Consider the following 17,016-nt stretch of genomic DNA (forward strand, 5'->3'; position numbering starts at 1 on the left):
GGGGTGCTGGGTGGCAGGGATCCAGAAGCTCCAGGATCAGAACCAGAGGCCGCAGGAGATCCAGTTGCCGTCGTCAAGGGCACAGCAGGCGGGGAGGATTGGGCCTCGGCCAAGGTGATGGGATTCCCCAATCGGCTGGCACCGGGATCCCGCCTTTGCTGGGCCGCCCAAAAGCGCTGGTAGCCCTCCAGATCGGTGGGCAGGGGATCCAACTGGGCAAAGACCGCCTCCCCCATCCCCAACCACAGGGAGCTGCCCCAGCAAAGGGCTAGCCACCTTGCCCAAGGGCTGAAGCCATGTGGGAAGTTGCCAGATCTCACCGTAAAAACCGCCACAGTAGAGAGAAGCCCACCCCGCCGAAAATCATATTCGGCAACCAGGCGGCCAGCCAGGGATCGATATGCTCAACTCGACCCATCGCGCGTCCTAAGCTCATCAGTACATAGTAAATAAACACCAGGACAATCGCCAGCGCCACACTACCATAGCGGCCGGTCTGCCGCACCGTTTGCAGGCCCAAGGGCGCAGCCACCAAGATGGCGAAAAAGCTGGCCAAAGGAATGGCGAACTTGAGGTGGTATTCCGTCAGGCAGCGGGCCACATCGGCAGAAGGACGTTGCTCCGCTCGATATCGCTGGCATTGCTCCCACAGCTCTGCCGCCCGTTGCTCCTGGGGCACCTTTTCGGCGTACACCAGGCCCACCAACTTGTTGACGATGTTCAGCTCCATCTCCGCCACCTGGCCCTCGTAGTAGGTGCGCCCCCGCTCGTCGTAGCGACGGATCACCACGTCTTGCAGGTGCCACGCTTGGCCCACCTGCTGCGCAGTTTGGGCCGAGATCACCTGCGGGTAGCGTAGGTGGCCGGTCTCGGCCTTGCGATCCAAAATCAGCAGATCGTGCATCAAGCCGGTCTTCGGGTCAATGGATCCCACATGAAACCAAAGGTCGTCGTCCACCCGCACAATTTCTTCGGAGTCAAACGGAAGGGCATCCTGAGCCAGGATGAGGTTGGTGTTCAGGGTTTTCACTTTTTGGTTGGTCTGGGGCACGATCACTTCATTGGTCAACAGCGCCAGGCCGCTGATCAGTAGACCGATGCAGAGCACCGGAATCAGCACCTTGCGATAGGGGATCCCGGCGGCCCGCAGAGCCGTGATCTCGCTATCGGCCCCCATCCTGCCCAGGGTGAGCAGGGTGGCAAAGAGGCCGGCGATGGGGAAGGTGACCACCAAAATGGCGGGCAAGTTGAGGAGGAGAATGTGCAAAATCGTGAGGGGAGGGGCGCCTTTTTTCACCAGCAAATCGGCGTAGATAAAAAGCTGGTTGCCCAGCATCATCACCGTGCCCCCCGCCACGCCCAAAAAGAAGGGGCGGATCATCTCTTTGCAGAGATAAAACTCCAAAAAAAAGCCCCCCAACTTCAGGGATCCCCAAAAGCTTCCCGTCTGGGCAGAAGTTCGGCGCCGTTGACCCTTGGCCAGTGGGGTGGTCATTTGGCTCTGTTACCTCAGGTGCACAACCTCAGCCAGCTTTCGAGATCTAGACGACCCCCAGCCAGGATGGGATCCCGTCAGAGAGCATCGGTGATGCGAAATTGAAACATCCCCTGCTGCTGCTCGTCCCCCTCGACGGTGTACTCATCCTGTTCCAAGTTCAGGGTGACCAGCCTGCCGCTGAGGCGGTTGGCGCCCCGGCACATCTGATCCAGAGCATCGCGACCGGGCAGCGGTGCGCCGCTCTCGCGGGGAATCGGATTGATCTCGCCGCGATCGCAGAGGAGGACGGGAGCCTGGTCGGCGGTGATCCTGAAAATCTGCCCTTGGTCAGAGTAGTCGGCGCGATCCCCTTCGATGGCGCGGTTGGCCTGCACGATGACCACATTGCCGAAGAAGCGGGCATCGCTGCTGGCCTGGTCGATCTCCACCCGGTCGGCGTAGATCACGGTCGGCTGGTCCACATCGGCCTGGGTCTGCGGGTTTTGCAGACGCCGCGCCAGCCAGTCCCCCTCGATCTGCTCAATCACCACCTCCCCCCGCAGCTCCACCTTTTCAGGGGTGATGGTGGCCTGGTTGGCCTTGGCCTTGCGCCCCCGCTGGATGAACTCGACGGCCTCGCTGAACTCCGAGGTGCCGGTGCGGGAGTTGTAAACCAGGCGGGCGGCCCGCACTTCCGTTTCGGCTTGGCGCAGCTCCTCCGTCAGGGATCCGCCGCCGGCGGCTGGGGTAGAGGCGGCCATCTGCCGGTAGAGAACGTTTTCCTCGAAGAAGAAGATCTTGTCGCGGTGGTTGCCCTCCAGGCGGGCGGAGGTGAGCACCCGCCCCGGCTCGCGCAGGGTAACTCCCCCCGTCAGCAGGCTTTGGGATTCGCGACGGCGGTAGGTGCCCTGGGCCGACTGGATGACGGTTTCCCCCTGGCGGATTTCCAGGTTGCCTTCCCCGCGGGCAACTTGCGTGTTGCGGTCGTAGGTGAGGCGGTCGGCGATGATGGTGACCTCCTGATCCGGTTGGTTGGAAGTAGCCTGTGGGCCAGCCTGGGCCAAGCGCAGATCCGCCAAGAGGGGATCCCGGCTGCCAGGGTCGGCCACCTCCTGCAACACGACGCCGCCGGAGAGAATGCTCTGGGCCTGTCGGCGCAGGTAGGTGCCCTGAGGGGCGCGGATCTCGAGGCCGCCTTCGCGGATGCGCAGGTTCCCTTTCCCTTCGGCCACCTGTTGGGTGCGGTCGTAGGTGATCTGGTCGGCGGTGATGGTGGTGGAAGCGGGATCCGCCGCCGCCGAATCCAAGGGCAGCACAGTTAGCTTGCCCTGCTGGGCGCTGAGGAGGGCAAATTGGAAGTTAAACGAGCCGGAGCGGCCCTCTAGGATCATTTCTTGCCCTTTGAGGGTGAAGGCCTCCGGCACCTCGATGCGCTCTTCGGGGGTGATTCGCAGAGCGCGGGTCAGGAGCAGGCTGCCATCCTCGCTCCTCACCTCCACCCCCTCATCCAGATACAGCGCGTCGGCGCTGGCATCGTAGCGGGCACGCTTGGCCTGCCAAGTCATCTGCTCGCTGCTGGCAAAAAACGGATCCGGCACTCCTTCCAGCTGATCGGCACTTTCTCCGTAGAAGTAGCCGTGCGCCCCCTGCTCAAACACCTGTTGTCCAGTGGCCAGCTCCACCTGCTCGGCGATCAGCCGCCAACGCCGATAGCCCCCCCGCCGCCCCACAATATCCACCCTGCGGCTGACCGAAAGGGGCTGATCCGGGGGGGGAGACTCCACCTTCACTTCTTCGATATCGATGGACAAGGCCCAACCGACCAAAGCAGCTAAGAGGCTGCTCCCCAAGAGCGTCACCCCCAGATTGGAATTGAAAAATCGCCGCATCCTGTTCTCGCTGCTTCTCCACGTCGATCCTTAGCCCACGACCGGTAGCGGGGCCCGGCAACCTAGGCTGTAGCTTACCGCAATTTACAGGCCGCCGCGGCGGGATCTGGAGCATTTCTAAGGTTCTGGTTTATCCCAGACGGCTGAGGATAAAGCCCAACCCCAGAAACAGCCCCAGCCAAAAATGGAGGTTGACGGCGATGAACTTGGAGTGGCTGATCCGCTGCGGCTGGTCGTGGTAAGCCCACAGCAGGCGGGAAAGCTGCACCGCAAACGGGATCCCGGCCAAGCTCAGCAGCGTCCAGGCCGGAAAAGCCCCCAGCCCCACAAACAGCAGCATCAGGCCGAACAGACTGCCGCAGATCCAAGGGATGAGGCGGGCGGAGCGCAAGGTGCCCAGGCGGGCCACCGGCGAGCGCTTGCCGGCAGCCAGATCGTCCTCCACCTGATGGAAATGGGAGCAAAACAAAATCAAACTGGTTACCATCCCCACCACCAGTGAGGCCGCCAGCCCCGGCAGCGACCAGCTTCGGCTTTGGCTGTAGTGGGCGGCCAAAACCGCCAGCGGCCCGAAGCTCAAAAAACAGAGGAGCTCCCCCAGGCCCTGGTAGCCCAGGCGCAGGGGCGGCCCCTGGTAGGCGTAGCCCAGCCCGCAGGCCAGCAGCACCAATAGCAGCACCGTCGGATCCGATTGCCGCCAGCTCAGCCACAGGATCCCTGCCAGCCCCAAGGCCAAAAAGGCATTCCCCACCCAAAATACCTGCCCCGGCTTGCCCGTCAGGTTGACCAGCGAGTGGAGCTTGTTTTTGTCCACCCCTGTCTGGGCATCGAACACGTCGTTGCTGAGGTTGACCCAAGCCAAAAGACAGATGGCTGCTCCCAGAAATACGGCCAAAACTCCTACATCCATCGCCCCTGCCTGGGCATAGGCGATGGCGGATCCCACCCAGATGGGCATGATCGCCACGCTGTACATGGGGGGCTTAAGGGCGGCCATCCACAATTGCCGCCGCGAGGGACGATCCCAAGTGCTCTTTTCGGCAAGCTGTACTGGGCTGGCCTCTGGACTCCTGCGCGTTCTCTTGGACGGTTCCGGCTGTGCGAGCATGTTGGCCCTGGCTCTCTCTGGTTCTGTGTATGCTCTGTATTTGTTAGGTTAGGATGCTTCCGTTCCCATCCCCAGGGATGCTAAGAAACTTTGCAATCCGTGAAGAAGTTCCTCAGGTTTTGCCCCTGAAGGCCCAAGCAACCGGCCTGTCTCCTGATCTCGTATAATTTTGTATCCTGAAGTACCCTGCTGGCGGTTCCCCTCCGGGTCGACGCTCGTCCTGTTTTCGGCCAAGGTGGGATCGGCTTCTGTACTCTTTTTTGCATGACCTCCTCTCTTTTTTCTTGGAATGCCCCCAGTGCGGAGCGGCCGAGAGCCTGGCCGTCGATCACTTCCGCCTCTGTTGGGACAGACCAGGAGGGGGAGCGGCTCTGCTGGCATTCCCTTCTGGCCGCCTGCCAAGAGAGGGCGCGGGCGCAGGGGATCCCTCAAATCCTCAGCCTGTCGCGGCCTGTCCCAGGGCTAGATCCGCTGGCGGCGCTGGCCCGGCAGTTGAGCTGGCTTCCCCCAAACCGCTTCTCCCACCATTGCTATCTCTCCCACCAGACCCAGGGAGAAAGGGTGCGGGTGCTGGGGTGGGGATCCCTGCGGCAGGTGGATCTTTCGGGGGAGGAGCGATTTCAGACGGCACGGGCTTTTGTACAAGCGTTGCAGCCTCATGTCCATGTCGCTCCCGTCAGCGGCAGCGAGTCTCCGCCAAGGGGTGGCAGCCGACAAGAACGCCCCTTGTGCTTCTGCCGCTTTGGCTTCGGCCCCGGGAGCGGTGGCGCAGCGGCGTTGGTTCTGCCCCGCTGGCAACTGTTGCAGGTGGGGGGGGAGCTGACGGTGGCGCGGCTCAATCTGGAAATCGGTCCCGACAGTGACCCGGCAGCCTTGGCCGGCCAGATCGCCGCTTTTTTTGCCCACATGCAGCGCCTTTCCCAAGCGCCCTTGCCCCGCTGGGAGCTGCAGCCCCCTCTGGAGGTGGCGGTGGCGGAAGCAGCCCTCTTGGCGCGGATTCAAAAAGCCCTGCAGGCCATTGAGGCGGGATCCCTGCAAAAAGTGGTGCTGGCGGAAGCCGTGGATCTGGCGTTGCCCTCCCCTCCCCCGCTCCCCTCCCTGTTGGCCTATCTGGAGGCCCATCACCCCGATTGCAGCGTCTTCGCCTTTGCCTCAGAGATGGAGAGCCAAGGGATCCCAGAGGAGTCCCCGCTTCCCGCTCAGGTTTTCGTGGGGGCCAGCCCGGAGCGGCTGCTTTCGGTGTGGCAAGGCCGGGTGCAGATCGATGCGCTGGCCGGCTCCATCGCCCGCGGCGCCAACGGCCACCAGGATCGGATGTTGGCCGAGCAATTGCTCCGCAGCGCCAAAGACCGCCGCGAACACCAGTGGGTGGTGCGCTCGATTCAAGAGGCTTTGGGCCGGCTGGGGATGGATCCTCAGATCTCCCCGCAACCGCGGCTGCTCCGCCTGGCCAACATCCAGCATCTGCAAACGGTCATCGAGGTGGAGCTCCCCGCCGACGTGCATCTGTTCGACCTGTTGGCCCAACTGCACCCGACGGCAGCCGTGGGAGGCTATCCCCAACAGGCGGCGCTGCAGTGGCTGGAGCAGGTGGAGCCCTTCGATCGCGCCAGCTATGCCGCCCCGCTAGGCTGGGTGGACTTGCAGGGCAATGGCGAGCTGGTGGTCGGGATCCGCTCGGCCCTGATCGAGGGGGAGCGGGCCCGCCTGTATGCTGGTGCCGGCATCGTGGCCGATTCCAACCCCGTCCAGGAGTTGGCCGAGATCCGCCTCAAGCTGCACGCCCTGGCCCAAGCCCTGGCCCTGCAGCCCTTGCCCGGATAGGCTCCCCCCTGCCGGCATGGGGCAGAGCCGATACAAGCGCTCCCCAAACAGTTACAGTTAAAAAGCCAGTTCTTCGATGGCCTCGACTTCTCGGCAGCATGGTCACCCTCAATTCTAACCATCCCTCCCGTATGGCCGGATCCCGCGCCCAAGTGGGGCTCTGGCCCGGCCTCATCGAGTACTACCGGGAGTGGCTCCCCGTCGGCCCCGGCACCCCTGTAATTACGCTGCACGAGGGCAACACCCCTCTAGTCCCCTCTCCCGCGCTGAGCCGACGGCTGGGGCGGGGCTGCCAGGTTTACCTGAAGCTGGAGGGCCTCAACCCCACCGGCAGCTTCAAGGATCGCGGCATGACCATGGCTGTATCCAAGGCCAAAGAGGCGGGGGCGGAAGCCGTCATCTGCGCCAGCACCGGCAACACCTCGGCGGCAGCCGCCGCCTATGCGGCCAAAGGGGGCCTGCGGGCCTACGTGCTGATCCCAGATGGCTATGTGGCCAAGGGCAAGTTGGCCCAAACCCTGATGTACGGGGCCGAGATCATCGCCATCCAGGGCAACTTCGACCGAGCACTGGCCATGGTGCGGCAACTGGCGGAAACCTACCCGGTGGCGCTGGTCAATTCTGTCAACCGCTTCCGGCTGGAGGGGCAAAAAACCGCTGCCTTCGAGGTGGTGGATGCGTTGGGGGATGCCCCCGACTGGCTCTGCATCCCCGTGGGCAATGCCGGCAACATCACCGCCTACTGGATGGGCTTTTGCCAGTACCGCCAACAGGGCAAGGCCAGCCGCCGCCCGCGCCTCTACGGCTTTGAGGCGGCCGGCGCCGCCCCCATCGTCCTCGATCGCGTGGTGGAACATCCGGAAACGGTGGCCACGGCCATTCGCATCGGCAACCCTGCCAGTTGGGCGAAGGCCAAGGCGGCAGTCCAGGTCAGCGGTGGCCGGGTGGACAGCGTGACCGACGAAGAGATCTTGGCGGCCTATCGTCTGCTGGCGGCAGAGGAAGGGATCTTCTGCGAGCCGGCCAGTGCCGCCTCGGTGGCCGGGTTGCTGAAATGGCGGGAGCAGGTGCCCGCCGGCGCCCAGGTGGTATGCGTTCTCACCGGCAACGGCCTCAAGGATCCCGACACGGCCACCCAACAGGGAGCCGCTCCCGTCCACACGGGGGTTGCCCCCGAGCTGGCCGCTGTTGCCCGTCTGATGGGTTTTTAGCTAATCCGCTTGCCCGCTCAGGCAGCCTGCGACTGCAGGGGCCCTGAACAAGCCAAAATGAACTGGTCGATCTCCAGCAGAATGCCTTCCGCCTCGGCCAAAGCCTCCGGCAGGGTTGCCAGCACCTGGGCATCCGCTTGTGCAGCCTGCTCTGCTTCTTGCAAAAGATTGATCGAATTATGGTCGAGCAAGAGCTCTAGCTCGTTTAGGGCCACCACTGCCAGTTGCTGTTCGGCTTGATGGAGCTTGTTTCGTAAAGTCTGAACTTGGTCGGTTTGCGCTTTCAGCCCGGCTTCCGCCTGCTCAGCGCGAGCGATGGCCTCATCCCGTTGAGCTTTCAACAAGGCCATCTCTTGCTCCAGTTGGGCCAGTTGCTTTTGCAGGCTGTAAATGTGCTGATCCCGATCTCCCAAAGCTCGTTCCAGCTCGCGGTTTTGAACTTCCATCTGCTGACGAGCTGCGTTCGCTTGGGCTAGCTGTTCTGCCAAGTTTGCCATTTCCTCTTCCATGCGGGTCAGCCGACTCAAGCGTTCCAAAACCTGAGTGTTTTCCGCCTCGAGTTTTTCGATCAACGCTTGAGCGCCCAACAGCTCTGCTTTGGTAGAGTCCAGCTCACCACAAACTTGGTCATAGTTGGCGATCAGCTCGCTCAGCCGAGCCTCTTTGGCCTGTAGCTCTTCCCGCAGGGAATGAAGCCGGCGGTCGCTCTGCTCAATGCGCTGCTGCAAGAGCGGCAGTTGAACCAAAGCCTGCTGAGCGGCGCTGAAATAGCCGAACAGTTGTTTGAAGTGGCGCTGCAGACGGCTGTGGGATTGATCCAATTTGTCGAAGGCTTCGTTGAGAGAAAGATAAGCCTCGCACAGTTTCATGTAGCGCTGGGCCACAGAATCAAGGTGCTTCATAGCGACTAAGATCCAGGTGGGGGTGCCGTGTCTATTTTATGCCGTTCATTCTATCGACCCAACCCGGAAAAGAGGTTATTCGCTACAACAACTGGGGGATTAATTTTACTTTAAGATTTTCCTCTCTCTAGGCAAGCAGCTCACGTCCTGCCCCAACCAGATTCAAACTCTCTGGCAAAAACGGCCCTTAAGAGTAGCACATTTTTACTCCCATCGAGGGGATCACACATTTAGCGTCTGGAGCGGAGCATTTAAAATTAAAAAACACCAGATATGGTTCAAACGCGCCTGAAAGGGGGCTTCTGCTGGCTCAGGCAGGCCGCGCCTCCGGGATCCCCAGCGCTTCCAGATGGGCGGCGGCCCGCAACAGGTTGGCCTCTTGGTAGGGGGCAGCCACCAGTTGGACGCCAAAGGGCAGGGATCCGCTCTCGCGCAGCGGCACCGACAGCACCGGCAGGCCGACAAACGAGAGGGGCTGGGTGTAGAGACCCAGGTTGGGCCGGGTGAGGACTTCCACCCCAGCGATCACCATCTTCTCTTGGCCAAGCAAGGGGGCAGAGCAGGGGGTGGTGGGGGCGATGAACAGGTCGATCTCTTGAAAGAGGGCCTGAAGCTGCTGGCGATACCAGCGGCGAAAGCGCTGCGCCTGCACGATCCAACTGGCGGGCAGCAGAGCGCCAGCCAAAAGGCGATCCCGGGTCGCCGGGTCGAAGTCGTGGGGACGAGTTCGCAGGTGATGCAGGTGCAGGTTGGCTCCCTCGGCAGCCGTGATCAGGAAGGCAGCGGCGCGGGCGCGCTCGGCCTCCGGGATCCGCACCGTTTGCTGGGCTCCCAGGGCCTGGGCCACTTTTTCCACGCCGGCCAGGATGTGGGGCTCTGCTCCCCGCAGGAAGTAGTCGTCGGCCACGGCAATGCGCAAGCCTTGGATCCCTTGCCCCAATTGCCCAAAGGTGGGATCCGCAGGGCGGCGGGCGCAGACGGGATCCTGGGGATCCGGCCCTTGCATGGCATCGAAGCTGAGGGCGAGATCGGCCACCGAACGGGCCAAGGGGCCCACGTGGTCGAAACTGGGAGCCAACAGGGCCACCCCTGCCCGCGACAGACGGCCATAGGTGGGCTTGAGGCCGTAGATGCCGCACAAGGCGGCGGGCACCCGAATCGAGCCGTTGGTGTCGCTGCCCAGGCTGAGGGGTACCAAGCCCCCGGCCACGGCTGCTGCCGAGCCACCCGAAGAGCCGCCGGCACTGCGGCTGAGATCGTGGGGGTTGCGGGTGGGGCCGTAGTGGCTATTTTCGGTTACAAAACCGTAGGCGTACTCGTCCATGTTGAGGGTGCCCACCAGGATTGCCCCTGCCTGCTTGAGGCGGGCCACCACCGTGGCATCTTGGGTGGCCGGGGGGTTCTCGCGGTTGATCGCCGAACCGGCCAGGGTGGTGAGGCCAGCCACGTCGAAGAGGTTCTTGACGGCAAAAGGCACCCCCGCCAGGGGGCCCACCGGGATCCCTTTGGCCACCTGTCGATCCAGCCGCTCCGCCGCCTGCAGGGCCGATGCTTCCAGCACGGCTGTAAAGGCATTGAGCTGGGGATCCCGCTGGCGAATCCGTTCCAGACAGGCGGCCACCACTGCCTGGGCGCTCACGGATCCCCGGCGGACGGCCCTGGCAATCGCGAACCCGTCGGCGCTGCCGAGAAGAGGGGAATCCGGGGTCATGGCTGGGGGTTGAAGGTAGGATCTGGCTCAACCGTCGGTGGCAGCGGAAACTCCAGCACCTGTTGAGCAAGGGGCAAAAAGCGGGCGAAGTTTGCGATCACCCCCGCTCGATGGTCGGGATGCAGGGGCAGTTGCAGCAGTTGGGCCATCGAGTCGACGTAGGTTTCGGGATCCCAGGGTTGCATCGATTCAAGGGGTCGGCTGGGGAAAAGGTACCACAGGCCAGCTTGCCAAAACCAGCAGAAAGTTACCCAAGGCAGAATCCAAAGACAAGACCGTCCTCGGTTAAGGCGTGGCCATCGACGCCGTGCTACCTGGCGGGGGCCAAAGGCGTTCGCGGGGCAAGACAGGGCGAGTCACGGCCTGCCGCTCCCATTCCTCTAAATTGAGGCGACGACCGGCAGAACTGGGGGCACTGGCCTGCAGGCGCTTGCGGAACAGGCGCAACTGCTGCTGCTCGGCGGCGGGAGAAACACGCTGGGCAAAGAGGGAGGGCAAGAGCTGCTCTTCCTGCGCAAACTGGGCCCGCAACTGCCGATAAAAGTGAAGGGCAGCAGAGGGATCCAACTGCTGCGGCTCACGCTCCGCCTGGTGCAAAAAGCGGGTCAGCTCCGGGATCTGATCCCGCAACTGTTGCTCCAGCCCATTGACCTGGCTGCTGAGCTGGGGATCCGCTGCCAGAGCCGTCCTGAGCAGCGGGTAGAGGACATGGCGCTCCAATTGAATGTGGCGGGAGAGGCGCTGCCGCAACCTTTGCACCCAGAGACGCCGCTGCTCCAGATCCAACTCCGAGGCCCGAGAGAGACGAGCCAAGAACTGCAGGATAACCCGGTGCTGTTCGGCACAAAGGGCAACCAGTGTAGACATAGCAGTTCCCTGGAGAAAAAGCTTTATCTTAGCTTAACTTTGTCAAGAGACAGCAGCGTGCGTAAGGGTACGGGACTGGTGCAGGTGTCTTGGCTACACCCCGACAGCAACCCCGGCAAAAGCTGCCCTCCAGTTGCTAGGCTTGCACAAGCCAGCGGCGTTTCCAGGCGGAAGTGGGCTCAAGGGGTGAAGTTTGCTGTTCCTGCTGGCGCTGCAGCCGAATCTGGGCTCTGTCTCCCTGCAAGGTGGGATCCCGGTAGGGCACAGCGGCGCGGGTTTTCAGGTGCTCCCGCTCCATGGGGGAGAGGGGCGGCAGGTGATCCGGTTGGGGTGAGGCCACCGTGCCCGGCCAAGGGCGACCCACCGGCGGCGTCGAGCCAATGAAAAGCCCCGCCTCCAGCAAGGCTGCTCGCACCGCCGCCGCACAGGAATAGGTGGCCAGGATCCCGCCGGGGCGCATTCGCGCCGCCACTGCCCGCAAAAAGTCCACCGTCCACAGCTCCGGGCAGACGGAAGGGGAGAAGGGATCCAAAAACACCGCATCCGCCCATCCCAGCGGCACCTGGAGCAGGGTTTGGCGGGCATCTCCCCACAGCAGCGTTCCGCGCCAGCGCGGCGATTGCCAGGATCCCTCGTTGATAAAGTGTTGCCACTCCTGGCTAAAGCTCCAAGTGGATCCCACCCCCACCTGCCAGGCCTGGCGGGGCACCTGCGGGGAGCGCTCTAGGCCAATGACTTCTACAGGGCAGTCGGGCCGCACCTGCCAGATTGTCTCCAAGGCCAGGCCAGAGTTGTAGCCAAGGCCAAAGCAAATATCCAAAAGACAAATGGGATCCTCCGGATCCCGCTCCAACGGCAGCCGATCCAGCCGGCAAGGGCGGACGAACTTCTCCAGCGCTTCCTGAGCGGCGCCGCTGAGGTTGTGAAAAGCCTGCCCAAACTCCTGGGAGAAAAAGGTCAGGGATCCATCCCCTGTGGTCAACACCTGCCACTGGGTTTCTGCGGTCATGGCTACTGCAAGTTTCTATTTCCAGCTTGGCGATTCTTTGATAGCTTGAGAACGTTAAGATGAGTTTCGCAGCTCACCGGCAGGGCTTGTAGATTCAGCTCTGGCCATCCCTAGCTAGGGGGGTACCTCAGCGGCTATGTCTTTACTGGATTGGTTTGCCGAGCGGCGCAAACAGACTTCTCTCAACTTGACAGGCAGCAGCCCCTTTGACAAAGAGCGGCAAGTGCGAGAGATTGCCGACGGCCTCTGGCAGAAGTGTCCAGCTTGCGACGCTCTCACCTACAGCAAAGATCTGCAGCAGAACTGGCAGGTTTGTCCAAGCTGTGGCTACCACCATCGCATCACAGCCCCGCAGCGGCTGGAGCAGCTTTTGGATCCCGGCTCCTGGCAGCCCCTCGACGAGCACCTGGCCCCCACCGATCCGCTGCACTTTTTCGACCAAAAGCCCTACGCCGAGCGCCTGGCCGCCTACCAGGAGCGCACCCAGCTCAAGGATGCCGTCCTGACCGGGTTGGGCACTCTGGAAGGGATCCCGGTGGCGATGGGCGTGATGGATTTTCGCTTTATGGGCGGCAGCATGGGCTCGGTCGTAGGCGAGAAGATTACCCGTCTCACCGAACGCGCCACCTGCGATCACCTACCCCTGATCCTTTTTTCGGCCTCTGGGGGAGCCCGCATGCAGGAAGGGATCCTCAGCCTGATGCAGATGGCCAAAACGGCAGCCGCTCTGCAAAGGCACCGCGAAGCCGGCCAGTTGTTTATCTCCGTGCTTACCCATCCCACCTATGGGGGGGTGACCGCCAGCTTTGCCATGCTGGGAGACTTGATCCTGGCCGAGCCAGGCGCCCAGGTGGGGTTTGCCGGGCCCAATGTTATTGAGCAAACCATCGGCAAGGGCAAGCTTCCCGAAGGCTTCCAGACTGCCGAGTACCTGCTGGCCCAGGGGCTTATCGACGCAATTGTGCCGCGAACCGAGCTGCGCAAGCGCTTGGCCCAGTTGCTGGCCATGCACCGACCCCGCTTGCACATGTCCCTTGCCGCGCTCGATTCGACTTACGCCCTCGATCCCGCCAGGATCTGAGACGGGAAGTAAAGGTTGGATCCCTCTGTCTGCAGGCGGAGCAGTTAGCTCCCCTCTCCTTTTGGGAGAGGGGCCGGGGGTGAGGGACTGCTCCCTGGCTGAAGAGGAAGGGAGGGTAGCTGCCTCAACGGCACAGCGCGCCTAGATCCGGCAGACAATCTCAACCAGTGGGAAGTTGCCATGGCAAAGAAGGATACCCTCTCTGTCTGCAGAAGAGGGATTTTCTGCCGAGGGGGTCATAGCAGCAACCGATGGTGCTAAGGTGGGGCATGAGGTCTTGACTGGAAGCAATGGATTTTAAGCTGCGCATCCGTACCGCCGAAACTCCGCAAGGGCAACAACTGGCGATTGTGCCGTTGGAAGGTCGCTTTGACGCCAAGGTCGCTTCCGAAGTGCGGCAGTTGCTGCAGCAGGTTTTGGATTTTGGTTACCACAACCTGTTGATCGACATGTCGGCGGTTACTTTTATGGACAGCTCCGGCCTGGGGGTTCTGATCTCGTCCCTGCGCAAGTGCCGGACTGCCGGCGGCAACCTCAGCCTCTGTTGCGTTCCGGAAAGCGTCGCCCTCGTCCTCAGCCTCACCTCGATGGAGAAGGTCTTGACCTGTTTTGACGACCTGGAGACGGCCATCGCCAACTTCTCCACCGCTTCCTCTGCTCGCTAGGCCGACATTTTGAGTTGCTGCGATGCCCTGCCTACGCCTCTGACTTTGTTCCCAGGATCCGTTGAGGATGCTCAGCCATGACCCAAGCTGGCCTCGATACCTTTCAGCTCCTTTACCAGCACCACCGTGGCCCCAGCTTTTGCGAGCGCATGCTGGCTACTGCTCCTGGCCGCTTCAATGAGACCTTTTGGCAGTTTTGGCAGCAGCATGTTGAGCCCTGCTTGCCCGCTGCGCCCTGCCTGCTGGATCTGGGAACGGGGCCGGGGTATGTCCTCCGGCAGTGGGCCCAGCGCTACCCCGGCGGACATTTCATTGGCGTAGATCTAATGCCCTACATGTTGGAGCGGGCAGCGGCAGACTTGAAAGGCGTCCCTGGCCTTCAACTGCTGCAGGCCGATCTCCACGATCCCCATTTGCCCCTGCCAGATTGCAGCGTTGACGCGGCTCAGGCGGTGGTGGTGATCCACGAGATGGTGCAGCCGGTGCGCCTGTTGCAAGCGGTGCGGCGTCTGCTCAAGCCAGGGGGGCGGTTTTTGCTGGTGGACTGGGTGCGCGCCCCACTTAGCCTCTACTTCGATGCGGCCACAGAAGCCCAACTGTTTCAGATGGAAACATCCCTAGACACCTTGGTGGATCAGTTTACCCACTTCTACGAGCACAACCGCTTCAGCGCTGAGGACTTGGCCTGGCTGTTGGAGAAGGTTGGCTTGAGAGTGGTGGCGCAAGAGCTCTACGGGCAAAATCGCTTTGTGCGCCTTGTGGCGGAAAAGCCCTAGAGGACTTCAGGGATCCGCCGCTCGGCCTGCACCTGGGCAAACACCTGCACCTCGGTGCTCATTTTGCGCAGTTGGCGGGCCAACTTAATGGCCTTGTCGCGGGGGAGAGGGGGGCTCACCACCGCCGGCAGGCAGCGCAACAGCGGCTTCAGGGCCGTCTTGGGCAGCCGCGCATAAAACGCCAAGGTGGAGAGGATCTCGTCTTCAAAGTAGGGGTTGCGGTATTCCAAAAGCCGCACTTGATAGAGTTCCGGCGGCAGGGGGCGTCCCTGGGCCAGGCGAATCAGGGATCCCACCGTCCCCATCACGTATAGACGATCCCCCCGCTTCAACAGGGTCTCGCCCTCTTTCTGCCAGATCTTGGGAAAAACACAGGGCCGGCCCGGTCGGGAGTGATGCAGCAAGATCGCCAGGTCGTAATCCTGGGCCAGTTGCCGTAGGGATAGCCCCAGGTAAGGGTCATGGGCCGAGACCTCCAGCAGCGTCACCAGCAGCGTTTCCCCGTCCCAAGTCAAGGTGCCGTAAACGGATCCCACCAACGCTGCCGTAGCAAAAGCCCGCGCCCCCAGGGCCGTGGTGCTGTAGCTGGTTCCCAGCGTCTGCAGATGCCGCTGCATCCGCGCCGCCAGCTCAGGATCCGTGACCCGCAAAATGGTGCGGATCCCAGGTTGCAGGCTGTGGGCGGTCAGGGCGGTCTCGAGGTTGGTGAGATCGTCAGGCGTCGTGCAGATCAAAGAGCGGCTGCTTTGGATGCGAGCCTGTTGCAGCGTGCTGGCCAAGGCGTAGTTGCCCCGGATCACCACCGCCCCCTCCCGTTCCGTCGCCGCCAGCAGGGGATTGTCGCTGTCGGGCTCCACAACCACCACCTCATAGCCCATTTGCTGCAACAACTGCAGCACCAAGTAGCTCAGCCGTCCCAACCCCGCGATCACCACGTGATCCGCTTTGGGCATACGGGCGGCCCGGCCCAAGCCAAAGCGGCTGCTCACCAACTTGTCAGTCACCAATCCGTAGATCAACCCCACCAGGGCAGCCCCCACCAAGGTCATAACCACCGCCACCACCTTCACCCCTAGAGGGGTCTCCGCCTGCTGAAAAGCCTCGATGTCCCCATACCCCCCCGTCAACACCACGATGGTCAGCAACAGCCCGTCAACCACGGATTTGCCGATAGCTCTAAAGTTAAGGATCCCCAGCACCAGCATGGCTCCCAAGGTGAAGGTGAGGGTGCGCACGATGGGCTTGACCTGCAGCAGTCCCTGCAGGCTTCTGCGCAGCCAAGATAGGAGCTGCCTGAACGAGTTGCCTCGCTGTTGTTGTCGTTTGTCTTGCACCTGTCCGCTGGCCCAGCGTTGTGCCCGCGAAGAGCCGCGCCGCCCGTTGCGCTCCAACAGGTGCAGATAGGATCTGGGGTCGCAGATCACCAAAATGCGATCCCCCTCCAGCAGCTCTGCCTCGTGGTCGAAATCGTCGAAAACCCGAGACTCGGAAAAGTCGGACAGCCCGTCCACCGGGTAGTGAAACAGCACCCGCGCCCGAAAGGTTTCCTCCAGTTCCGAGAGGGGCATGTGCAGCAGACGGGAGTTGTAGCCGATGGTCAGCTCCACCACGTTCCAGAGGGTGGTCTCTTGGGGAGCGCCAAAATAAAGCGGATTCGCCAGCTCCGGCGGCAGCGTGGCCGGCTGAGCCTCTAACTGGGGCAACTCGAAGTAGCCGACAAATTCGTCCGAGACAGCTTTCAGAGCAAAGGCCGGCGCAGCCAAGGCAGCCACCGACAGGGAAAAATGCTGCGGCAAAATCGAGTCCAGGTAGCGGGCAAGGCCGGTGTTAAACAGACGAGAGACAATGCGCACCTGCGGGTTGAGATCCCGAATCAAGAGAGCCAGCTCGAAGTTGGCTTGGTCGTTGTCCTCCACAAGCAATGCCACCTTGATCCGCTCGATCCCAGCCCGGCGCAACACCTCCGGCTGATGGGGATCCCCCTCTAGGTATTGCCACTGCTCTTTTAATAAAGAAGGCCGCGGGCCGGGAGCCACCACCACCGCGCGCTGTCCAAAGTCTTCCAGAATCTGCAGCGTCAACGCTGCCAAGTCGTTGTAGCCACAGACCAGGATGAAAACACCCGGATCCCGGCCATTGTCCTGCAGTTGCTCATCCAGCCATTGATGAGAAAGGGATCCCACCATACTCCACCACCTACCCTGCTCCCTTTATACCCAAGGCAGGTCTAGAACCCCGCCCTACCCAAAATATTCCGGTAAGGGATTCCCTTGCCCGGCCAGCCGCGATGAGAAGCGACCTTGGCTCTTGTTTCCAGCGAGAGTTGGCGGATCTTGGGCCAAACGGTTCAAAGATGAGAACGACTCCCAACAGCTTGACTCGGTACTCAGGATCCTCTATCATTGCCCCAGAGCAAAGTTCTTGAATAAAAATCTCAATAAGCTTGGCCTAGAGAAGGGTCAAAAGGCCGGCATTTGAGGGAACTGCCCTGATTCA

The 17,016-nt window shown here is 62.1% G+C and carries 15 protein-coding genes; 5 read left to right on the forward strand and 10 right to left on the reverse strand.

Annotated features, from left to right (window positions below; genetic code table 11):
- From NW853_RS03770 to menA, 4 genes are all read right to left on the reverse strand, one after another.
- Positions 1 to 236, reverse strand: a 236-nt coding sequence (locus tag NW853_RS03770) for a hypothetical protein (protein WP_414347836.1), incomplete at its 3' end; no start/stop codon positions are given.
- An 80-nt stretch (positions 237 to 316) separates the two neighbouring features.
- A complete protein-coding gene (locus NW853_RS03775) occupies positions 317 to 1,495 on the reverse strand; it encodes an LptF/LptG family permease (RefSeq protein ID WP_414347839.1) in 1,179 nt (392 codons plus the stop codon).
- A gap of 77 nt (positions 1,496 to 1,572) precedes the next feature.
- Positions 1,573 to 3,366: an LptA/OstA family protein gene (locus NW853_RS03780; RefSeq protein ID WP_414333089.1), complete on the reverse strand. Its 1,794-nt coding sequence runs from the start codon at positions 3,364 to 3,366 to the stop codon at positions 1,573 to 1,575.
- 130 nt (positions 3,367 to 3,496) lie between these two features.
- Positions 3,497 to 4,363 carry a 2-carboxy-1,4-naphthoquinone phytyltransferase gene (gene menA, locus NW853_RS03785; protein ID WP_414333088.1) on the reverse strand — a complete coding sequence of 289 codons (867 nt, stop codon included), beginning with the start codon at positions 4,361 to 4,363 and terminating at the stop codon, positions 3,497 to 3,499.
- A gap of 375 nt (positions 4,364 to 4,738) precedes the next feature.
- Between menA and NW853_RS03790 the strand changes: the two genes are divergently transcribed.
- Both NW853_RS03790 and thrC read left to right on the forward strand, forming a co-directional pair.
- Positions 4,739 to 6,298, forward strand: a complete 1,560-nt coding sequence (locus tag NW853_RS03790; RefSeq protein WP_414333087.1) for an isochorismate synthase — start codon at positions 4,739 to 4,741, stop codon at positions 6,296 to 6,298.
- A gap of 131 nt (positions 6,299 to 6,429) precedes the next feature.
- A complete protein-coding gene (thrC, locus tag NW853_RS03795; RefSeq protein WP_414333101.1) occupies positions 6,430 to 7,509 on the forward strand; it encodes a threonine synthase in 1,080 nt (359 codons plus the stop codon).
- A gap of 17 nt (positions 7,510 to 7,526) precedes the next feature.
- On the opposite strand, the gene NW853_RS03800 is transcribed toward thrC, so the two are convergent.
- The 5 genes from NW853_RS03800 to NW853_RS03820 form a co-directional block, all read right to left on the reverse strand.
- The gene (locus tag NW853_RS03800; protein WP_414333086.1) at positions 7,527 to 8,411 is read right to left on the reverse strand and encodes a hypothetical protein; all 885 of its coding nucleotides are present in this window, start codon (positions 8,409 to 8,411) and stop codon (positions 7,527 to 7,529) included.
- Positions 8,412 to 8,721: 310 nt separating this feature from the next.
- Positions 8,722 to 10,122 (reverse strand): AtzE family amidohydrolase, encoded by a 1,401-nt coding sequence (locus NW853_RS03805; RefSeq protein ID WP_414333084.1) that lies wholly within the window; start codon positions 10,120 to 10,122, stop codon positions 8,722 to 8,724.
- Positions 10,119 to 10,307 carry a DUF4089 domain-containing protein gene (locus NW853_RS03810; RefSeq protein WP_414333082.1) on the reverse strand — a complete coding sequence of 63 codons (189 nt, stop codon included), beginning with the start codon at positions 10,305 to 10,307 and terminating at the stop codon, positions 10,119 to 10,121. Before NW853_RS03810 ends, NW853_RS03805 begins: the two co-directional genes overlap by 4 nt.
- Before the next feature lie 100 nt (positions 10,308 to 10,407).
- Positions 10,408 to 10,989 carry a hemerythrin domain-containing protein gene (locus tag NW853_RS03815; RefSeq protein WP_414333081.1) on the reverse strand — a complete coding sequence of 194 codons (582 nt, stop codon included), beginning with the start codon at positions 10,987 to 10,989 and terminating at the stop codon, positions 10,408 to 10,410.
- A gap of 136 nt (positions 10,990 to 11,125) precedes the next feature.
- Positions 11,126 to 11,998: a tRNA (5-methylaminomethyl-2-thiouridine)(34)-methyltransferase MnmD gene (locus tag NW853_RS03820; RefSeq protein ID WP_414347842.1), complete on the reverse strand. Its 873-nt coding sequence runs from the start codon at positions 11,996 to 11,998 to the stop codon at positions 11,126 to 11,128.
- 136 nt (positions 11,999 to 12,134) lie between these two features.
- On the opposite strand from NW853_RS03820, the gene accD reads away from it, so the two are divergent.
- From accD to NW853_RS03835, 3 genes are all read left to right on the forward strand, one after another.
- On the forward strand, positions 12,135 to 13,079 hold the full coding sequence (accD, locus tag NW853_RS03825; protein ID WP_414347845.1) for an acetyl-CoA carboxylase, carboxyltransferase subunit beta: 945 nt from the start codon (positions 12,135 to 12,137) through the stop codon (positions 13,077 to 13,079).
- 290 nt (positions 13,080 to 13,369) lie between these two features.
- Complete coding sequence (locus NW853_RS03830; RefSeq protein ID WP_414347848.1) at positions 13,370 to 13,744, forward strand: STAS domain-containing protein; 375 nt, start codon at positions 13,370 to 13,372, stop codon at positions 13,742 to 13,744.
- Between the two features lie 77 nt (positions 13,745 to 13,821).
- The gene (locus NW853_RS03835; protein ID WP_414333075.1) at positions 13,822 to 14,520 is read left to right on the forward strand and encodes a class I SAM-dependent methyltransferase; all 699 of its coding nucleotides are present in this window, start codon (positions 13,822 to 13,824) and stop codon (positions 14,518 to 14,520) included.
- On the opposite strand, the gene NW853_RS03840 is transcribed toward NW853_RS03835, so the two are convergent.
- Positions 14,517 to 16,706 (reverse strand): NAD-binding protein, encoded by a 2,190-nt coding sequence (locus NW853_RS03840; RefSeq protein WP_414347851.1) that lies wholly within the window; start codon positions 16,704 to 16,706, stop codon positions 14,517 to 14,519. The genes NW853_RS03835 and NW853_RS03840 overlap by 4 nt on opposite strands.
- Positions 16,707 to 17,016 lie beyond the last annotated feature (310 nt).

This window comes from Synechococcus sp. H55.11 (genome assembly GCF_047462475.1).
GTDB lineage: Bacteria > Cyanobacteriota > Cyanobacteriia > Thermostichales > Thermostichaceae > Thermostichus.

What these genes read in the sequence shown, in the direction of transcription:
- NW853_RS03775 (WP_414347839.1), bottom strand. Translation starts at nt 1,495, where the DNA reads ATGACCACCCCACTGGCCAAGGGTCAACGGCGCCGAACTTCTGCCCAG.
- NW853_RS03790 (WP_414333087.1), top strand. Translation starts at nt 4,739, where the DNA reads ATGACCTCCTCTCTTTTTTCTTGGAATGCCCCCAGTGCGGAGCGGCCG.
- NW853_RS03835 (WP_414333075.1), top strand. Translation starts at nt 13,822, where the DNA reads ATGACCCAAGCTGGCCTCGATACCTTTCAGCTCCTTTACCAGCACCAC.
- accD (WP_414347845.1), top strand. Translation starts at nt 12,135, where the DNA reads ATGTCTTTACTGGATTGGTTTGCCGAGCGGCGCAAACAGACTTCTCTC.
- NW853_RS03780 (WP_414333089.1), bottom strand. Translation starts at nt 3,366, where the DNA reads ATGCGGCGATTTTTCAATTCCAATCTGGGGGTGACGCTCTTGGGGAGC.
- NW853_RS03810 (WP_414333082.1), bottom strand. Translation starts at nt 10,307, where the DNA reads ATGCAACCCTGGGATCCCGAAACCTACGTCGACTCGATGGCCCAACTG.
- NW853_RS03805 (WP_414333084.1), bottom strand. Translation starts at nt 10,122, where the DNA reads ATGACCCCGGATTCCCCTCTTCTCGGCAGCGCCGACGGGTTCGCGATT.
- NW853_RS03800 (WP_414333086.1), bottom strand. Translation starts at nt 8,411, where the DNA reads ATGAAGCACCTTGATTCTGTGGCCCAGCGCTACATGAAACTGTGCGAG.
- NW853_RS03830 (WP_414347848.1), top strand. Translation starts at nt 13,370, where the DNA reads ATGGATTTTAAGCTGCGCATCCGTACCGCCGAAACTCCGCAAGGGCAA.
- NW853_RS03815 (WP_414333081.1), bottom strand. Translation starts at nt 10,989, where the DNA reads ATGTCTACACTGGTTGCCCTTTGTGCCGAACAGCACCGGGTTATCCTG.
- menA (WP_414333088.1), bottom strand. Translation starts at nt 4,363, where the DNA reads ATGGCCGCCCTTAAGCCCCCCATGTACAGCGTGGCGATCATGCCCATC.
- thrC (WP_414333101.1), top strand. Translation starts at nt 6,430, where the DNA reads ATGGCCGGATCCCGCGCCCAAGTGGGGCTCTGGCCCGGCCTCATCGAG.
- NW853_RS03820 (WP_414347842.1), bottom strand. Translation starts at nt 11,998, where the DNA reads ATGACCGCAGAAACCCAGTGGCAGGTGTTGACCACAGGGGATGGATCC.
- NW853_RS03840 (WP_414347851.1), bottom strand. Translation starts at nt 16,706, where the DNA reads ATGGTGGGATCCCTTTCTCATCAATGGCTGGATGAGCAACTGCAGGAC.